Genomic DNA, 17,079 nt, shown 5'->3' on the forward strand with positions numbered 1-17,079 from the left:
GGACCCGAGCTGCACCATCGGCACGGGCGAGAACTGCCCCGACCCGGGCACTGAGGACCCGGACCCGGGTACCGAGATCCCCGACCCGGGTACCGAGAACCCGGACCCGGGCACTGAGATCCCCGACCCGGGTACCGAGAACCCGGACCCGGGCAACCCCGGTGACGGCGGCAGCACCCCGGGCAACCCCGGTGGCGGCGGCAGCACCCCGGGCAACCCCGGTGGCGGCGGCAGCACCCCGGGCAACCCCGGTGGCGGCTCCGGCGGCTCCGGTGGTTCCGGCGGCACCGCCCCGAACGGCGGCGGCAACAGCGCCATCCCGCAGCAGGAGGGCTCCTCGGCCCTCACCGACACCGGCTCCGTCTCGAACGCCGCGCCCCAGGGCAGCGGCAAGGAGCTCGCCGAGACCGGTGCGGCCCAGACCACGTTCCTGCTGGTCGGCGCCGCGACGATGATCGCCGGCGGTGTCGGCTTCCGCTTCCTGCCGCGCCTGATGGCCGGCCGTGGCGGCGCCGTAGCCTGACGGCGACACCGGCGGTACGTACGCCATGAGCGCCGAAGGGGCCCGGAGCGGCAAGCTCCGGGCCCCTTCGCGCGTAGTTCGTGTGCGCGGCCTACGCCGTCTGGTGCGCCAGCAGCGCCACCGCGGCGATCAGCACCACCAGCAGTGCGATCAGCGCCGTCGGGTTCAGTCCCGCGAAGAGGTTGCCCTGCTGCAGCCGCTCGCGGCTCGCACGGCACACGGGGCACCGGCCCTCGCTCACGGGCGCCGCACAGTTCGCGCACACCAGCCGGTCGTACGTCATGCGCTCGCCCTCCTTGCAACACCGCAACACCGGTCCTGTCCAGTCAACGCTCACGGAGACGCGAACGTTCCCCCGTCCACAATGCCAGGTTCCCCCGGACGGCGCGCGAATCGCCGCCGAGGACAAGCACCGTACAAAACGCACAACCCATCCCCAACCCTGACCGGCGACTGCGCGCTCCTACCCGGTTCGCGTAAGGTCACGCTCATCTACCCCCGGCGACCCGTGGTGCATCCGTGATCCGATTCGACAATGTCTCCAAGGTCTACCCCAAGCAGACCCGTCCGGCCCTCAGGGATGTCTCCCTGGAAGTGGAGAAGGGCGAGTTCGTGTTCCTCGTGGGGTCCTCCGGCTCCGGAAAGTCCACCTTCCTGCGGCTGATCCTCCGCGAGGAGCGGTGCAGCCACGGCCAGGTGCACGTCCTGGGCAAGGACCTCGCACGCGTCTCCAACTGGAAGGTGCCGCAGATCCGCCGCCAGCTGGGCACCGTGTTCCAGGACTTCCGGCTCCTGCCGAACAAGACGGTTGCCGAGAACGTGGCCTTCGCGCAGGAGGTCATCGGCAAGTCCAAGGGCGAGATCCGCAAGTCCGTGCCGCAGGTGCTCGACCTCGTCGGGCTCGGCGGCAAGGAGGACCGCAGGCCCGGCGAGCTCTCCGGTGGTGAGCAGCAGCGCGTCGCCATCGCGCGCGCCTTCGTCAACCGGCCCCTGCTGCTCATCTGCGACGAGCCCACCGGCAACCTCGACCCGCAGACCTCCGTCGGCATCATGAAACTGCTCGACCGCATCAACCGGACGGGCACCACCGTGTTGATGGCGACCCACGACCAGAACATCGTGGACCAGATGCGCAAGCGCGTCATCGAGCTGGAGAAGGGCCGCCTCGTCCGCGACCAGGCGCGCGGCGTCTACGGCTACCAGCACTGAGCGAAGTCCACGACGGAAAGGCTTGACCAGACGCCATGCGCGCCCAGTTCGTCCTGTCGGAGATCGGTGTGGGTCTCCGCCGCAACCTGACGATGACCTTCGCCGTCGTCGTCTCCGTCGCCCTGTCGCTGGCTCTGTTCGGCGGGTCGCTCCTGATGAGCGACCAGGTCAACCAGATGAAGGGCTACTGGTACGACAAGATCAACGTCTCGATCTTCCTCTGCAACAAGAGCAACGCCCAGAACGACCCCAACTGCGCCAAGGGCGCGGTCACCGAGGACCAGAAGAAGGCGATCCTCGCCGACCTGGACAAGATGCCGGTGGTCCAGAAGGTCACCTACGAGTCGCAGGACGAGGCGTACAAGCACTACAAGGAGCAGTTCGGCGACTCCCCGCTGGCCAGCACCATCACGCCGGACCAGATGCAGGAGTCGTACCGGATCCAGCTGAAGAACCCGGAGCAGTACAAGGTCATCGCGAGCGCCTTCAACGGCCGCGACGGCGTGCAGTCCGTGCAGGACCAGAAGGGCATCCTGGACAACCTCTTCGGGCTGCTGAACGGCATGAACTGGGCCGCGCGCGCGGTGATGTCGCTGATGCTCGTCGTGGCGCTGATGCTGATCGTCAACACCGTGCGCGTGTCGGCGTTCAGCCGCCGGCGTGAGACCGGGATCATGCGCCTGGTGGGCGCCTCCGGCTTCTACATCCAGGCGCCGTTCATCATGGAGGCGGCGGTCGCCGGACTGATCGGCGGCACGGTCGCCTGCGGGTTCCTGGTGCTCGCGCGGTACTTCATCATCGACCACGGTCTCGCGCTGTCGGAGAAGCTGAACCTGATCAACTTCATCGGCTGGGACGCGGTCCTGACGAAGCTGCCGCTCATCCTCGCGACGAGTCTGCTGATGCCCGCGTTGGCGGCGTTCTTCGCGCTGCGCAAGTACCTGAAGGTGTGACGCATGCCAAGGGGAGCGTACGGCCAACCGGCCGTACGGCCCCGAGGCGTTGTCCTAGACTCACCGCCATGTCAGGTCGTGACCTGTTCTGTCAGCCCCGCCGCGGCCGCGCCGGGGCCGTCCTGGCATTCGTCTTCGTCGGTGTGCTCGTGGCCGGTGCGGCGACGGGCTCCCTGCCCGGCCACGACGAGAAGAAGTCCGAGGCGGAGCAGGCGGGTTCGGCCGCTCTCACCGCGGGCGGCCGGCACGATGAGGTGAGCCGGGCGGCGGCCGAGGCCATGGCCGACGGCACGTCCCCCCTGCAGGCCGCCGAGCGTGCCGTCAGCCGCAGCGGCGACCGCTGGGGCGCCGTCTACTCCCACCGCGAGTACGAGGAGTTCCAGGAGGCCCTGGACGGCCAGTACACCGGAGTCGGCCTGTGCGCCCGGCGCGAGCGGGACGGCCGTATCGAGGTGACGAAGGTGCGGGCGGGCTCGCCCGCGGCCGCCTCCGGAATCCGCGCGGGCGACCGGCTGCGCAGCATCGACGCCGAGAAGGTGGACGGCCTGCCGGTCACCGAGGTCGTCTCCTTGCTGCGCGGCGACGCCGAGGGCGCGCACGCCGGCACCGCCGTCACCCTGGGCCTGCAACGCGGCACGCGTGCGTGGAGCGCGACACTGCACCGGGCCCGCCTGTCCACGGACCCGGTCACGGTACGGCGGTCGGCCGACCACGTGACCGTGATCAGGGTCGCCGCCTTCACCAAGGGCGTGGGCGACGAGGTCCGTACCGTCGTACGTCACTCCCCGCCCGCCTCCGGGATCATCCTGGACCTGCGCGGAAACTCCGGCGGCCTGGTCACCGAGGCCGTCACCACCGCCTCCGCCTTCCTCGACGGCGGCCTGGTCGCCACCTACGACGTCGACGGCGAGCAGCGTGCCCTGCACGCCGACGCCGGGGGCGACACCGCCAGACCCCTGGTCGCGCTCGTCGACGGCGGCACGATGAGCGCGGCCGAGCTGCTCACCGGCGCCCTGCAGGACCGCGGCCGCGCGGTCGTCGTGGGCTCGCGCACCTTCGGCAAGGGCTCGGTGCAGATGCCGAGCCGGCTGCCCGACGGCTCCGTCGCCGAGCTCACGGTCGGCCACTACCGCACCCCCGGCGGCCACGGCGTGGACGGCCGGGGCATCACCCCGGACCTGGACGCGGACGGCGACGCGTTGCAGCGGGCGCGGACGGTCCTGGCGGGCCTGGGCGACTCGTCCTGAGACCGCTTTTATGCGCTTCCCACGCACCCCCTCCGTAGTGCGAAAATGGACTGCACTATGGCTAAGGAAAAAGGGCGCAAGCTGATCGCGCAGAACAAGAAGGCGCGGCACGACTACCACATCATCGACACCTATGAGGCCGGTCTGGTGCTCATGGGGACAGAGGTGAAGTCGCTGCGTCAAGGGCGGGCCTCGCTGGTCGACGGCTTCGTGCAGCTGGACGGACACGAGGCGTGGCTGCACAACGTGCACGTGCCCGAGTACAGCCAGGGCACCTGGACCAACCACAGCGCCCGCCGCAAGCGGAAGCTGCTGCTGCACCGCGCGGAGATCGACAAGCTGGAGTCGAAGTCCCAGGAGACGGGCCACACGATCGTGCCGCTCGCGCTGTACTTCAAGGACGGCCGGGCCAAGGTCGAGATCGCGCTGGCGAAGGGCAAGAAGGAGTACGACAAGAGGCAGACGTTGCGTGAGAAGCAGGACCGCCGCGAGACCGACCGCGCGATGGCGGCGGTACGGCGCCGGCAGCGGGCGTAGCACGGGGCTCGCGCCCCGGGAATACGCTGGCACGGACGTACGTTGGTCACGTACGATGGCACTGCACCGCGAGGCCGGTGCGCGTGACCCTCTCCGGAGGGTTTGAAAAATCAACATGGGGATGATCGGTTTCGACAGCGGCTGTCGAAGCAGGGGAAGCGTGTCGAGGAAGCGGCCATGATCTCGTAAACCACAGGCCGAAAAAAATAATCGCCAACACCAAGCGCGATTCCTCCCAGCAGGCCTTCGCCCTCGCTGCCTGATAGGCAGCGCGAGCGAGCCTCCTACTAAGGGAGTGTCAGCCCGGGGCTGTTCCCGACCCGGATCCTGGCATCGACCAGGGGACTAAACCTTGATCCCGGTCACGGGGTGAAGAGGGAAACCAAACAGTGACTGAGCCCGTCGGAGACTTGTCCGCGTGATCTCCGGGGCCGAGAAAAGCGAAGCGGACTGCACACGGAGAAGCCCTGGTTCCGCACCGTTGGACGCGGGTTCGATTCCCGCCATCTCCACTCATCCCATGTGGGCAAGGCCCCGCCGCTTCCGAGCGGCGGGGCCTTTGTCGTCAAGGACGGTGCTCCGGGCACGGACGCGAGCCAGGCACGCCGAACCACGCGGCAGGCACCGCAAACTCCGGCGACCGGAAGAAAAGAGAACCGATGAAGGTGAAACCGTCCGATCTGTTCATCTTCGTAGGCGTCCTGGGTGCGGGAGGCGCTCTGGCACTCCTGCTCGGCGGTGGCTATCCGAGTCAGGCCGCGCTGGCGCTGGCTTCCAGCGGAGGCGGCGCCTACGTCGGCACCAGAATCAGGAACCGGAGGCATTCCAAGGGGTGACAGTCGCGGGCACGTGTCGCCGGACCACGGCGGCGAGGCCCGCAACCAGAACCAGACCGTCTTGCCGATGCCGCCACCAGGCACCGGACCCAGTACGGTCCATCCCTCACACAGAAAACGGAATTCACCCATGTTCAGCTACTGGCTCGCGGTCATACGCCGTGGTGCCGTGTTCTTCGCCATGATGGCTGCTCCCTTGGGCGTCTTCATGGCCGGTGTCCTGATCTGGGAGGACCCGAGCGTTTGGGCGGACGCGCTGCTCCAGGGGGCGTTCGCCAGCCTTGTGGCGGGCGCTGTCATTGCCGTCGTGGGCGCCACGTCGAGCACATGGCAGGCCGCGCGTGCGGCTTCGCGTCATGGTCTGACGCTGTCCGCCGAGGCCGTCGGCTTGCCGTGCACCGCCGAGATCCGCGTACCGATACGTCCCGGCACCACCGCCTACCAGCTCACCGACAGCGCGCTGTACGCCCTCAAGCAGCTCCCGGCCCCCGAAATCGACAAGGTCACGGAGTTCACACACGGCAGGCTCACCCTCATCTGCAGGAAATCGCTGAGCCTCCCGGTGAGGTTCCACATCTCCATCACCACAGACCGGGACACCGCGACCGTGACGATGGACGCCCGCCCCACGGCCACCTGGAAACGCCACGACGACGGCGCCAGCTGGAGCGTCCTCAAGGCTTTCGAGCCGCATGTCAGCAAGGCCGTCCACGACGAGGGGGGCGGCACGAGCACGACGTGAGCACGGCCCCTGCGGGCCTGCCGCCCGGGGCCACTTCCCGAACGCCGCCGCCCTGAAAGACGTCCACCTCGCCATCATGAGCCTGAACCCCACCGGCAAGGGCCGCCAGCGCTGGAGCGGGCGCCACCGCTTGTACTCGGCGGTGGCGTGTTCCACGCAGATCCTCAAATACGCCGAGGTGGATGCGTAACGGCATCCGCACTGCGCAGGAATCCGGAGAAACCGTGGAAGATCTCGTTGTGATCACCCTTCGTGGGGTGAAGTCCACCGGTAGAGCCGTGCTCACCTTGCTCGACATCACAAACACACGCGAGGGGCTTCGCGCTCTGTGGCGAAGTGCAAAGCGGTCGAAGCCGGAGGGTTCCGGCAATTCTCGGTAGCTGCTGCAGCAGCGGCCTCGACGGGCGTTGGAGCTTTCGGCGCCATTTCCTCACTGGCTGCCTGGCTGTTCATCAGGGTCGGCGTCCAGCCGATGATTCTCTGCGAAAACAGAATGATCACGGTCCACAACCCGCTCCACTCCTGTCAAGCACCCCTCTCCAAAGTGCAGACGCACGTGAGAGACGGCGGAGTTGGGATGCGGATCGAGGGGGTCGGCACAGTACACCCCTGAGTTTTTTCAAAATCTTTCCTGGAGGGGACCCGGGCGCGGGAGGCCAGGCGTGCGGTCCGAGAGCAGATACGTTCTGCCCGCGAGGCGGAGAGCGACCTCTGTGCGAGGAGATGGATCCGGGTGGGCCCATCGGAGGCACTGCTCGTCCTCCCGCTTTTGTTTCTCCTCTGGAATGTCTATGACGTGATAATGGGCTGATCTCGGCCAGTGCTTCTGCTCGCGTCCATGGCGGCAGCGGAGAGCCTGGTAAGGGATAATCGGTTCGTGATCGGAGTGCTGGTGGTCGAGGACCACGCCGTCGTGCGGTCCGGACTGGTGGCGCTGCTCTCGAGCGAGCTGGGGATACGGGTCGTCGGCCAGGCCGCCGACGGCGAGACCGCGTTGGCCGAGGCCGAGCGGCTCCGACCCGACGTGGCCCTCGTCGACATCGACCTGCCCGTCCTGGACGGCATCGCCGTCGCCACCGCGCTCGCCGAACGGCTGCCTGAATGCCGCACCTTGATTCTCACGGCGCTGGACCGGCCCGGACATCTGAGACGTGCGATGAGCGCGGGAGCCTCCGGCTATCTCCTCAAGAGCGCGACCCCCAACGAGACCGCGGACGCGATTCGCCGGGTCGCCGCGGGCGGGCGAGTGATCGACCCGCGGATGCAGGGCGGCCGGATCGACGAGGCCAGCCCTCTGACCGAGCGGGAGACCGAGGTGTTGCGGCTGGCGTCCTCGGGCGCGCACGCCCGCGAGATCGCCGCCGAACTCTTCCTGAGCCTGGGCACGGTGCGCAACCGGCTCTCCTCCGCTGTCGGCAAGCTCCACGCGCGCACCCTCGTCGACGCCGTTCGCATTGCCGAACACCACGGCTGGTTGTAGGACATTGCTTCTTGTGGCCCTGGTGCGGGCGAGGCCGACCCGCGGCAGCGAGTGCCGATGCGGATGGGCAGGAAACTCGTGGGCCCGTTGTCAGGGTCCGGCGTTGTTGCGCGCCGAGGTGCCTGGGATCATCGCTGGGAAGTAGCAGAGGGGGCACATGTCCACGTTCTTTTTGGTCATCGGCATGGTGGTGGGGCTGGCTCTTGGCGTGATGGGGGTGCTGACTCTCGTGACGGATCGCGTCGCGGCTCCCTGGCTGCGCAGTGGCGTGGGTCGCCCCCGCGTATGGGGTGCCGGCGCGCTGTTGGCGGGAGGAGCGGTCGCGGCCGCGCGCGTACTGCCCGTCGAGGTCGACGTGCCGCTCATGCTCGCCGGTGCTGTTCTGATGGTGCTGGCCCAAGTCCCGAAGCGCCGGGAGAAGCGGCAGGTCCAGTAGCGGAACGCGTCGGACGCCGACAGCCGATGAGGGCTGCGGCTGTGCCGGCGAACCACCGCGGTCCGGCGCGACCCGGCACCACGGAGCCAAACGCCTGTCACGGGACGAGACATCGGGAGAGAACGACCTCCCAGTACGTGAAGATCTCACTTCCTGGGTCCCGCGCCGTGTGCTGGGATCAGGGTCGACCGATCTGCGCCCGCTGACCACCGGGCGCGGTGCGGCAGGCGTGTACGGGAGATGGGGAGCGCACGGTTTCGATGGCGGGGCGGCGGGTTACGGCGGGGCGGGCGAGGGCGGAGTTGGCCGCGGTCTGTGCCCTGGCCGTGCTGGTGTACGGATCGGCCGTGGTGGGCGTGGTGCTCGGTGGGCCGTGGATGCTCGTGTGGTTCCTGCCCGCCCTGCTGGGTTCGTTGGTGGCGGTCTGGTGCGTGCGTCATGGGATCCGGCTGGGAACGCCGGCGGCAACGGGCGCGGCGGACGAGGAAGAGCAGCAGCACTGACATCACGTCTCTGCTCGTGTTCCCGAGTTGAGCTCAAGCTCGAACCAGACCGTCTTGCCGATGCCGCCGGGGCGGGGTTCGGCGCCCCAGTCGTCCGCCAGTGCCTCCACCAGGGCGAGACCCCGGCCGGATTCGTCTTCCGGGGAAGCTTCGCGGGGCATGGGGAGCGTGTCGTTCGCGTCCGTGACCGAGATGCGGAGGCGGCCGTCGCCGTCCAGGACGCAGCGGGCCCGGATCTCGCGGCCCGGGGAGACCTTCGCGTGGCGGTAGGCGTTCGTCATCAGTTCGCTGAGCAGGAGTACCGCCGTTTCCGTCACCTCGTCGGGGAGCTTCCAGGACGTTGCCTGTTCGCGCAGGAGGGCGCGGGCGCGGCTCACGCTGCGGGCGTGGCGGGGAAGGCGGAATTCGATGTCCTGGGGGAGTGCGGTGGGGGAGTGGTGGGGCGTGGGCATGTGGGGTGGTTCCTTGCGTGTGATTCTCCGTCGTTCGGCGGGATAAGGGTGGTGGCCTGTGTCTAGCCTCGGGAGTAGCGGGTCGGGTACGCAGCGTGGCTGTACATGCGGTGCGTCGGTGCGGGAGGCGGGTGAGGGCACGTGGCTTCGGGGGAGTCCCAGCAGGCTCAGCAGAACTGGCGTTACTGCGGTGGGCAGATCAAGTTGTGGCGCGAGGAGGCGCAGGTCAGCCGGCAGGCGCTGGCCGACGAGGCCGGGTACGACTACGAGTACGTGAAGTCGATGGAGTGCGGGCGGCGCCGGCCGACGCTGCGGCTGTTGCAGACTGCGGATCAACTGTGCGGAGCTCGGGGCAAGTTGGTGGCTGCTCACGAGTTCCTGAAGCCGGAGAGGTTCCTCTCCCACGCCGGGGATTACATGCGGTACGAAGCCGAGGCGATCTCACTGAGTGCCTATCAGCCTCTGCACATCCCGGGGCTCCTGCAGACCGAGGAGACCATGCGGGCGCTCCTCAACGCCTTCCTGCCCCCGCTTGACGACGAGACGATCGACGAGCGGGTCGCCGGGCGGCTGGAGCGGCAAACGCTGCTGAGCAAGCGCACCAGGGCGTTCAGCTTCGTCATCGGAGAGGCGGCGTTGAGGAATCCGGTCGGAGGCGCTGAAGTGCACAAACGGCAGCTACTACGGCTGGTGGAGGCCGGAGCGGCGCGCAACGTGACGATCCAGGTGCTGCCGTTCGTGGGTGCCGGTCCTGGCGTGGACGGTCCCTTCGTGTTGCTGGAAACCGCCGAACACGAGTTGCTGGTCTATGAAGAGGGACAGGAAACCGGAAGGCTGTACGCAGACGCGGATAAGGTAAGCGCCATCGGGCAGAGGCATGCCATGATCCTCCGGCAGGCTCTCAGCCCCGATGAGTCCGCCCGGTTCATCACAAAATTGGTGGAGGAGCTGTGAGCACCGAGTTGACCTGGTTCAAGTCCAGCTACAGCAGCAGCGGTGGCGGTGAATGCCTCGAAGTCGCCGTCCGCCCCCACACCGTCCACGTCCGTGACTCGAAGCTCGGGGACCGAAGCCCGCGCTTCGCCGTGCCCGAGGACGCCTGGACGGCGTTTCTCGCATACGCCGCCCGCGAGGTCTGATCCTCGGGGCGGAGGGCGGCCGGGTCAGCCCAGTGGCAGGACCGCCGTCACGGAGAACTCGTGGCCCTCCGGCCCGGCGTGCAGTGTTCCGCCGAGTGCGACGACCCGGCCCCTGAGCCCGGCGAGGCCCGTGCCGCGGCGCCCGGCCGCCGGAGCGGAGGGCGGCGCCGAGCCGGCGGCGACACCGTCGTTGCGGACGGTGAGCCGGACGTCGTCCGCGCCGGCGCGCAGTTCGATCTCGCAGAACTTGGCACGGCTGTGTTCGAGCACGTTGGCCACCGCTTCATGGAGTACCGACCGCAGACACTCCGCCGTCACGTCGTTCAGTTCGAGACGCGGCGGCAGCGAGGCGTGAACCCCTGTCCCGGAAGTGGTCAGCAGCCGTTGCACATGGGCGAACTCGTCTGCCAGCGAGCGGGGAGCCTCGGGGACGCTGATGCGCCGCACGTCCTCCTGTGCACGCCGGGCCAGCTCGACGACCTCGGTGAGCGCTGCCCGGGCGGATTCGGCGAGAGCGTCCGTCCGCAGGGCGTGTTCCGCCCGCACCGTGATGGCCACCAGCGACGAGCCCACCAGATCGTGCAGGTCCTGGCGCATCCGCGCTCGGGCGCGCTGCTCGGCGAGCCGGGCCGTCTGCTCCTTGCTGCCGTGCAACCGGGAGGAGAGCAGGGCGAGATGGGCGACCGCGAAGACGGTGCTCGCCGTGATCGCCGTACTGAGCAGAACGGCCAGTGAACCGCGGCTGCTGTCGACCACGCCCGTGTGGATGAGCAGCGGCCCGCTGGCGACGACGGCCAGGGCGACGGGAACGGAGTGGGTGGCAGGCAGGCTGAGCAGCACCGCGCCGGCGAGGAAGCCGAGCAGAGTGAACCACCGGTGGTGGAAGAACACCAACGGCGTGTAGGTGAGCGCGGCCTGCACCAGCAGCAGACCCCACTTCCAGCGGTACGGCAGCCGGTAGGGCGGGGGCGCGTACTGGCCGAGCAGAACAGCGGGCATCAGCACCAACACGGTCAGGCCGGCGGCGACAGTGCGCTTGTGGAACGGCGAAGCGGCGACGTCCAGCGCCATCAGCCCGAGTGAGCCGAGCACCAGCACGACCAGCGCGCCGAATGCGACCCGTGCTCCCGGCGGAGCCGTCGAGCCGCCCACTGTCCCGCCCTGCATCTTCGCCCCGCTCCTACCTTGATCATCTTCAGTCGATTATGGACCGGACCAGGTGGCGATCGGAGCTGCTTGAGCGTCACGTGAGGCTCTGACCTGCGTCTTCGGTCGCTTCACAGGGCCTCCGCAACTCGTGGACTCCTCACTTCTTCGGCTGTGGCATCCCTGCTTTGATCACGGCTGATTCATGCCCGCAACAACAAGGGGTTACTGAACGCGTCAGATCGAATACGTCCCACCGACGCGTGGGAGGGGTCTGCCGTCGCCTTGCGGAGGCGCAGACGGCTGCTGCCCCGGATCGGGGCCCTGACCGCGATTTCTGCTCATAGGCGGAGTGGGGAAGCTTCAGGAGGGCGGATGGGATTCGGTCTGGGGTGTATTTGAGATCATTCTTGGGGTTTGGGTATCCGTGGCCGCGGCCCAGGAAATCCTGGTTTGGTGGAAAAAGAGGCGTTCGGGTGAATAGCTGCGCGATGTGAGCGGGGCTCGGTGAGGGACAATCGGTCGGTGATCAGCCCGCTGACCGAGCGGGAGGCCGAGGTGTTGCGGCTGGCCTCCTCGGGCGCGCACGCCCGTGAGATCGCCGCCGAACTCTTCCTGAGCGTGGGCACGGTGCGCAACCGGCTCTCGTCCGCTGTCGGCAAGCTCCACGCGCGCACCCTCGTCGACGCCGTCCGCATCGCCGAACGCCACGGCTGGCTGTGGGTACGTGAAGATCTCACTTCCTGGGTCCCGCGCGGCGTGATGGGATCGAAGCCGACCGATCCGTGCCCGCTGACCACCGGGTGCGGCGTGGCAGGCGTGCACGGGAGACGGGGAGCGCACGGTTTCGATGGCGGGGCGGCGGATCACGGCGGGGCGGGCGAGGGCGGAGTTGGCCGCGGTCTGTGCCCTGGCCGTGCTGGTGTACGGATCGGCCGTGGTGGGCGTGGTGCTCGGTGGGCCGTGGACGCTCGTGTGGTTCCTGCCCGCCCTGCTGGGTTCGCCGGTGGCGGTCTGGTGCGTGCGCCATGGGATCCGGCTGGGAACGTCGACGGCAACGGGTGCGGCAACGGGTGCGGCGGACAAGGAAGAGCAGCGCGAAGCCGACGTCGATCAGCAGTGAGCGAAGGCCCCTTCGCCATTGGCTGAACGCCATGTATTCAGCAGGAGAGTTGTGGGGCCGCGCCCCATATCGGAAGGCTGAGGTCGCTCCTACCTTCCCTCCGCATGACACACACCAGAGCCGCAAGCCGCTCCACCGTCCTCGCGACCCTGCTGGTCGCTCTGCTCGCCGTCCTTCTCGCCCCCGGCAGATCCGCGGCCGCGCCCGCAGCCGCGGCCCCCTCCCTCCAGGAGGTCACCGGATTCGGGTCGAATCCGGGGGCGCTGCGGATGTTCCGGTACGTTCCCGCCGGGCTGACGGCCGGGCGGCCGGTCGTCGTCGCGCTGCACGGGTGCACGCAGGACGCCGCCTCCTACGGCAACGGCAGCGGGTGGGTCCAGCTCGCCGACCGGTGGGGATTCTCCGTCGTGCTGCCGCAGCAGACCGGCGCCAACAACCTCTCCTCCTGCTTCGACTGGTTCCAGAGCGGGGACATCGAGCGCGGCCGGGGCGAGGCCGCCAGCATCGCGCAGATGGCCGACCGGCAACTCGCCGACGTCGCCGGGGACCCGGCCCGGGTGTACGTCACCGGGCTGTCGGCGGGCGGTGGCATGACCGCCGTGATGATGGCCGCCTACCCGGAGAAGTTCGCCGCGGGCGGGGTCGTCGCCGGCCCGCCGTACGGGTGCGCGCAGGCCGCCGGGTCGCCGTACGTGTGCATGTACGTCGGGGCCACCCAGACTCCGAAGCAGTGGGGCGACCGGGTGCGTGCCGCCCGGCCCGGCTACGGAGGTCCCTGGCCGACGCTCACCGTCTTCCAGGGGACGGCCGACTACACGGTCAAACCCGTCAACATGACCGACCTGGTGAAGCAGTGGACCGACGTGCACGGGGCCGACCGGACCGCCGACGTCAGCGACACCGTCGCCGGGTATCCCCACCAGGTCTTCCGGGATCCGGCCGGGAACCCGGTCGTGGAGACGTACTCCCTCACCGGCATGGGACACGGCCAGCCCGTCGATCCCGGCACCGGCGGCGAACAGTGCGGAGCGGCCGGTTCCTACTTCCTCGACGTGAACCTGTGCGCCGCGTACCGGCTCGGGCGGGCCTGGGGCCTCGGGTGAGCGGCCTCCGCGGCCACGGTGAAGCGCGCCATGTCGCACATGTCTGCGATGGGTGAAGGCGGCCAACCAGTAGGGCGGTCCTGGCTGCCTCGTCCGGGTCGTCAGCCGCTGACGGCGACGGAAGCGGAACGCACGCACCCCCACTCGACCGCGCCCACGGCGATGCCGCGGGTGGGCGTCCGCCGGAAGGAGAGGAGGAAGACGGGGGCGGGCAGGACGTCCCAGGCCACGGCCATCGCGCTGTCGGGGTCCTCGTAGTGCCACAGCCGCGGGGCCCCGCCGTCGGACGAGCCGCCGCAGGAGGTCAGGAGCGGTGATCCGGCGAGGATCACCGCCGTGGCCGGCACACGCCTTCGTGCCGTCGACGTCCCGGTCCTCAAGGGAGTCGGACGGCCATCGGGGGCGTGTCGGGGCGTGTCGGGACGGCACCCACCTGCCGAAGCGGTTCGACGGCTGAAAGCAGGTTGCGGCAGGGGGTTTTCAGCTGCTGGCCATCGAAGTCGGGTGAGTGAGCGTAACCGTGTATGAGCGAGTGTCGTTGTCAGGGCATGAATCTCACGGAATGGGCGAAGGCGCAGGGTGTGCATCCGCAGACCGCGTATCGCTGGTTCCGTGAGGGGACGCTGCCGGTACCGGCTCAGCGCGTCGGCCCGCGCACGATCCTGGTGAACGTGGAGGTGAACGCCGCACCGGAAGCGGTGCGTCAATGGGGACGGCGGGAATTCCGGCCGGTGTCCGGCCCGCCGGACGCGGTGGCTCCCCGCGAGGCCGCGGGAAGGACGGTGAGCGAGATCAGCAGCGCGAGCGCCGCCGCCGTCACCGGCACCCCGTAACCGGCCGTCGCCGACACGTGCTCGACCACCCAGCCGCCGGTCGCGCTGCCGCAGGCGATGCCGCCGAGCAGGCCGGTCACCGCGAGGGTCATACCCTCGTTGAGGCGGCCCTCGGGAGAGCGCTGCTGGACCAGGGTCATGTTCGTGACCATGGTGGGCGCGGTCGCCGTACCGGCGACGAGCAGGGCGGCGGACAGTACGAGCAGGGAGCCGGTCAGGGTGGCGGCCAGCAGCGGCAGCGTCATGAGGACCGTCATCGCCGCCACGCACCACGGCAGGCGCCGCTCCGCCGGCCCCGCGGGTCTCACCACCCCGTACACCAGCCCGGCCACGCACGAACCGGCCGCCTGCAGACCGAGCGCCACGCCCGCCGCCGAGCGGTGGCCCCGGTCGTCCGCGAACGCCACGGTGACGACCTCCATCGCGCCGAACACCGCGCCCATGGCCAGGCACACGGCGAGCTGCGCCGGCATGCCGGGGGCGCGCAGCGGCGCACGCGCGGGTGTACGCGGCCTCGGCGGCGGCTCGGTCGAACGCTGGGCGGCGAACAGCAGGATGCCCGTGAGCAGCAGCGCCGCGCCGACCAGCGTGCCGGCCTCCGGGAAGAACGTCCCGGTGAGGAAGGCCGCGAGAACCGGGCCGAGCATGAAGCACAGCTCGTCCGCGGCCTGTTCGAAGGAGTTCGCGGTGTGCAGGGCCGCGGGGTCCGACTTCAGCAGGTGCGTCCAGCGGGCACGGGACATCCCGCCGGTGTTCGGGGTGGTCGCGGTGGCGGCGTAGGCGGCGAACAGGGTCCAGTCGGGGGCGTCGTAGCGCACGCACAGCACCAGGGCCAGGCTGCCCAGGACCGCGCAGACGGTGGCGGGCACGGCGATCCGGGCCTGCCCGTACCGGTCCACCAGCCGGGCGACCCAGGGGGCGGTCACCGCGGTCGCCGCGAGGCCGGTCGCGGTGACGGCGCCGGCGAGCGCGTACGAGCCGCGCGCCCCGGAGATCATCACGACCGCGCTCACGCCGAACATGCCCATCGGCAGCCGGGCCATCAGGTTCCCGGCGGTGAAGGCGCGGGTGCCGGGGAGGGCGAACAGGTGCCGGTACGGGGTGAACAGGCGCCGGTGCGGAGTGAGGAGGGAGGAGCGGGCGGCGGCCGGGGTGGGGGCCGGGGTGGAGGAATTCGGCATGGCGTCACCGTCGTTCGGACACCGGTTCGCGGTCCAACACCTGATCCGGCGCGATTGACGCACCCGCGTTGTAAATTCGGCCCGTGCCCGTCGAACCCGGACCGCCCGTCTCCGCGGAGGGAGTCGCCCCCCGGCTGCTCCGCGCCTTCGTCGCCGTGGCCGAGGAGCTGCACTTCACCCGTGCCGCCGCCCGGTTGTACGTCGCCCAGCAGGCCCTCAGCCGGGACATCCGGCGACTCGAGCGGGAGCTGGGTGCCGTGCTGTTCGTACGGAGCACCCGGCAGGTCGCGCTGACCGCCGAGGGCGCCCGGCTGCTGCCGTACGCCCGCCGGGTGCTCCAGGCGCAGCGGGAGCTGCTCGACGCCTTCGGCCGGGGCGGGCCGGAACGGCCGCTGCTCGTGGACGTCAACAGCCCGGGGCTGTTCGGGGAGCGGGTACTGGAGCGGGCGCGCGCACTCGTCCCCGATCTCGAACTGATGACCCGTTTCGAGAGCGGTCTGACCGGTGCCGCCGCCGAGATGCTGGCGGGCCGGCTCGACGCGTCGTTCGGGCGGTTCGCCGGGCTCGACCCCGCGGTCCGCGGCCGGCTGCTGCACCAGCCCGCGCGGTACGAGCGGATGGCCGTGATCCTGCCCGAGGACCACCGGCTCGCGCACCTGGCCGAGGTGCCGCTCGACGCGCTGGCGGGGGAGCACGTGTACGCGGGTGCGGGCAATCCGCGCACGCTGGAGTGGACCGACCTGGCACGTCGCCTGTTCGAGGGGCGCGGTATCGAGGTCGCGCCGCCCGCGCCCCTCGCGATCGGGGTGGCGGAGTTCCGCCGGATCATGGCCAAGCACCGTGCGCCGGTCCTGACCGTGGTGGACTTTCCGGCCATGCCGCAGACGGTCCTGCGGCCCCTGGTCGACCCCGTTCCGCTCTCCCCTGTGTCACTGGTGTGGCGAAAAGGTCTGATGCATCCCGGATTGGATGCGCTCAGGTGTTCTGTGACCGAACTGGCAAGCGAGGAAGGGTGGCTCCGGCGGCCGGCGGAGGGATGGATTCCGGCCATGGACGCGCACGTGATGGAGGCCTACATCTGAGGACCGATCTCCACGGCATGTCCCCATGCGATACATTCGGGGCCCCGGGAGCACTGTGATAAAGAGGCGCTCGTGCTGGGTGGGGGCCCGGCCCGACAATTGGTACGTAGACCCGGATTCGTACACCTCTGCTGATAGTGATGCCCCTTGGGGGGGAAGTACGTGCGCGTCGAAAAATGGCGGGATGACGCCCAACCGGGCGGGTCCGGTTTCACGTCCGGAGGTTTCCGCGAGACAGCCGGATCCATACAACCGAGCGGGGCGTTCGACTCCGGTGACGCCTTCGGCGGGGAGCCGGGATCCGGCCACCCCGCTGGTGTGCCGCCGGCACCGGGTGGCCGGACGGGATGGCCGGAAGCCGACGGCCACGGCCGTACGGCGGCCTGGCCGGGACTCCGTCCGGGAGGCGAGGGTGGCTACCCGCCGGAAGCGGGTGGGCACCCCGACCCGGCCCCGGAGCCGGGCTCCTGGTTCGACAAGGGCCACCCCGCCGGGCCGGCGGCCGAGGCGGAGACGCGGTTCCTGCCCGGGCCGGCGGCCGGTTCGACCGGCTC

19 protein-coding genes, 1 other RNA gene and 3 pseudogenes are annotated in these 17,079 nt (G+C 69.7%); 18 read left to right on the top strand and 5 right to left on the bottom strand.

Features of this window, described 5'->3' with window-relative positions:
• A partial coding sequence (locus RH94_RS40590; RefSeq protein ID WP_234425544.1) for an LPXTG cell wall anchor domain-containing protein occupies positions 1-523 on the top strand: 523 nt, incomplete at its 5' end.
• A gap of 91 nt (positions 524-614) precedes the next feature.
• On the opposite strand, the gene RH94_RS04965 is transcribed toward RH94_RS40590, so the two are convergent.
• Positions 615-806, bottom strand: coding sequence for a hypothetical protein (locus RH94_RS04965; RefSeq protein ID WP_073946431.1), 192 nt, complete (start codon positions 804-806; stop codon positions 615-617).
• A gap of 236 nt (positions 807-1,042) precedes the next feature.
• Here RH94_RS04965 and ftsE point away from each other — a divergent pair, with 236 nt between their 5' ends.
• From ftsE to RH94_RS05015, 9 genes are all read left to right on the top strand, one after another.
• On the top strand, positions 1,043-1,732 hold the full coding sequence (gene ftsE / locus RH94_RS04970) for a cell division ATP-binding protein FtsE (protein ID WP_073946432.1): 690 nt from the start codon (positions 1,043-1,045) through the stop codon (positions 1,730-1,732).
• A 35-nt stretch (positions 1,733-1,767) separates the two neighbouring features.
• Complete coding sequence (ftsX, locus tag RH94_RS04975; protein ID WP_073946433.1) at positions 1,768-2,685, top strand: permease-like cell division protein FtsX; 918 nt, start codon at positions 1,768-1,770, stop codon at positions 2,683-2,685.
• Positions 2,686-2,753: 68 nt separating this feature from the next.
• On the top strand, positions 2,754-3,932 hold the full coding sequence (locus RH94_RS04980; protein ID WP_079188900.1) for a S41 family peptidase: 1,179 nt from the start codon (positions 2,754-2,756) through the stop codon (positions 3,930-3,932).
• A 57-nt stretch (positions 3,933-3,989) separates the two neighbouring features.
• Positions 3,990-4,469, top strand: coding sequence for an SsrA-binding protein SmpB (smpB, locus tag RH94_RS04985; RefSeq protein ID WP_073946434.1), 480 nt, complete (start codon positions 3,990-3,992; stop codon positions 4,467-4,469).
• 117 nt (positions 4,470-4,586) lie between these two features.
• Positions 4,587-4,984: a transfer-messenger RNA gene (gene ssrA, locus RH94_RS04990) on the top strand.
• A gap of 451 nt (positions 4,985-5,435) precedes the next feature.
• The gene (locus RH94_RS04995; protein ID WP_073946435.1) at positions 5,436-6,047 is read left to right on the top strand and encodes a hypothetical protein; all 612 of its coding nucleotides are present in this window, start codon (positions 5,436-5,438) and stop codon (positions 6,045-6,047) included.
• Between the two features lie 877 nt (positions 6,048-6,924).
• Positions 6,925-7,527, top strand: coding sequence for a response regulator transcription factor (locus RH94_RS05005; protein ID WP_073946437.1), 603 nt, complete (start codon positions 6,925-6,927; stop codon positions 7,525-7,527).
• A gap of 157 nt (positions 7,528-7,684) precedes the next feature.
• A complete protein-coding gene (locus RH94_RS05010) occupies positions 7,685-7,963 on the top strand; it encodes a hypothetical protein (protein ID WP_073946438.1) in 279 nt (92 codons plus the stop codon).
• 302 nt (positions 7,964-8,265) lie between these two features.
• Positions 8,266-8,466 carry a hypothetical protein gene (locus tag RH94_RS05015; RefSeq protein WP_143203954.1) on the top strand — a complete coding sequence of 67 codons (201 nt, stop codon included), beginning with the start codon at positions 8,266-8,268 and terminating at the stop codon, positions 8,464-8,466.
• Positions 8,467-8,468: 2 nt separating this feature from the next.
• Here the strand turns inward: RH94_RS05015 and RH94_RS05020 are convergent, their stop codons facing one another.
• On the bottom strand, positions 8,469-8,918 hold the full coding sequence (locus RH94_RS05020; RefSeq protein ID WP_073946440.1) for an ATP-binding protein: 450 nt from the start codon (positions 8,916-8,918) through the stop codon (positions 8,469-8,471).
• Positions 8,919-9,059: 141 nt separating this feature from the next.
• Between RH94_RS05020 and RH94_RS05025 the strand changes: the two genes are divergently transcribed.
• Positions 9,060-9,872, top strand: coding sequence for a helix-turn-helix domain-containing protein (locus RH94_RS05025; RefSeq protein WP_073946441.1), 813 nt, complete (start codon positions 9,060-9,062; stop codon positions 9,870-9,872).
• Positions 9,869-10,057 (top strand): DUF397 domain-containing protein, encoded by a 189-nt coding sequence (locus RH94_RS05030; protein WP_073946442.1) that lies wholly within the window; start codon positions 9,869-9,871, stop codon positions 10,055-10,057. The genes RH94_RS05025 and RH94_RS05030 overlap by 4 nt, the downstream gene beginning before the upstream one ends.
• A gap of 24 nt (positions 10,058-10,081) precedes the next feature.
• Here RH94_RS05030 and RH94_RS05035 read toward each other — a convergent pair whose 3' ends face one another.
• A complete protein-coding gene (locus tag RH94_RS05035; protein ID WP_073946443.1) occupies positions 10,082-11,224 on the bottom strand; it encodes a sensor histidine kinase in 1,143 nt (380 codons plus the stop codon).
• Positions 11,225-11,734: 510 nt separating this feature from the next.
• On the opposite strand from RH94_RS05035, the pseudogene RH94_RS05040 reads away from it, so the two are divergent.
• From RH94_RS05040 to RH94_RS05050, 3 genes and pseudogenes are all read left to right on the top strand, one after another.
• Positions 11,735-11,923 (top strand): annotated as a pseudogene (locus tag RH94_RS05040) (response regulator transcription factor); the annotation flags it as partial.
• 196 nt (positions 11,924-12,119) lie between these two features.
• Entirely contained in the window at positions 12,120-12,326 is a 207-nt protein-coding gene (locus RH94_RS41170; protein WP_199880871.1) for a hypothetical protein, read from the top strand.
• A 104-nt stretch (positions 12,327-12,430) separates the two neighbouring features.
• Positions 12,431-13,429 (top strand): extracellular catalytic domain type 1 short-chain-length polyhydroxyalkanoate depolymerase, encoded by a 999-nt coding sequence (locus tag RH94_RS05050; protein ID WP_073946445.1) that lies wholly within the window; start codon positions 12,431-12,433, stop codon positions 13,427-13,429.
• A 101-nt stretch (positions 13,430-13,530) separates the two neighbouring features.
• On the opposite strand, the gene RH94_RS05055 is transcribed toward RH94_RS05050, so the two are convergent.
• Complete coding sequence (locus tag RH94_RS05055) at positions 13,531-13,776, bottom strand: hypothetical protein (RefSeq protein ID WP_073946446.1); 246 nt, start codon at positions 13,774-13,776, stop codon at positions 13,531-13,533.
• A 201-nt stretch (positions 13,777-13,977) separates the two neighbouring features.
• Between RH94_RS05055 and RH94_RS05060 the strand changes: the two are divergent.
• Positions 13,978-14,100: pseudogene (locus RH94_RS05060) on the top strand (IS607 family transposase); the annotation flags it as partial.
• A gap of 32 nt (positions 14,101-14,132) precedes the next feature.
• Here the strand turns inward: RH94_RS05060 and RH94_RS05065 are convergent.
• Positions 14,133-15,443, bottom strand: coding sequence for an MFS transporter (locus RH94_RS05065; RefSeq protein ID WP_234425545.1), 1,311 nt, complete (start codon positions 15,441-15,443; stop codon positions 14,133-14,135).
• Between the two features lie 83 nt (positions 15,444-15,526).
• Here RH94_RS05065 and RH94_RS05070 point away from each other — a divergent pair, with 83 nt between their 5' ends.
• The gene (locus tag RH94_RS05070) at positions 15,527-16,525 is read left to right on the top strand and encodes a LysR family transcriptional regulator (protein WP_073946447.1); all 999 of its coding nucleotides are present in this window, start codon (positions 15,527-15,529) and stop codon (positions 16,523-16,525) included.
• 318 nt (positions 16,526-16,843) lie between these two features.
• Positions 16,844-17,079, top strand: a pseudogene (locus RH94_RS42450) (hypothetical protein); the annotation flags it as partial.

The sequence above is a fragment of the Streptomyces kebangsaanensis genome, from assembly GCF_001906585.1.
Taxonomy (GTDB): domain Bacteria; phylum Actinomycetota; class Actinomycetes; order Streptomycetales; family Streptomycetaceae; genus Streptomyces; species Streptomyces kebangsaanensis.

Coding starts and splice junctions, on each gene's coding strand:
- RH94_RS04965 (WP_073946431.1), bottom strand. CDS start 806: ATGACGTACGACCGGCTGGTGTGCGCGAACTGTGCGGCGCCCGTGAGC.
- ftsX (WP_073946433.1), top strand. CDS start 1,768: ATGCGCGCCCAGTTCGTCCTGTCGGAGATCGGTGTGGGTCTCCGCCGC.
- RH94_RS04980 (WP_079188900.1), top strand. CDS start 2,754: ATGTCAGGTCGTGACCTGTTCTGTCAGCCCCGCCGCGGCCGCGCCGGG.
- smpB (WP_073946434.1), top strand. CDS start 3,990: ATGGCTAAGGAAAAAGGGCGCAAGCTGATCGCGCAGAACAAGAAGGCG.
- RH94_RS04995 (WP_073946435.1), top strand. CDS start 5,436: ATGTTCAGCTACTGGCTCGCGGTCATACGCCGTGGTGCCGTGTTCTTC.
- RH94_RS05010 (WP_073946438.1), top strand. CDS start 7,685: ATGTCCACGTTCTTTTTGGTCATCGGCATGGTGGTGGGGCTGGCTCTT.
- RH94_RS05020 (WP_073946440.1), bottom strand. CDS start 8,918: ATGCCCACGCCCCACCACTCCCCCACCGCACTCCCCCAGGACATCGAA.
- RH94_RS05035 (WP_073946443.1), bottom strand. CDS start 11,224: ATGCAGGGCGGGACAGTGGGCGGCTCGACGGCTCCGCCGGGAGCACGG.
- RH94_RS05050 (WP_073946445.1), top strand. CDS start 12,431: ATGACACACACCAGAGCCGCAAGCCGCTCCACCGTCCTCGCGACCCTG.
- RH94_RS05065 (WP_234425545.1), bottom strand. CDS start 15,443: ATGCCGAATTCCTCCACCCCGGCCCCCACCCCGGCCGCCGCCCGCTCC.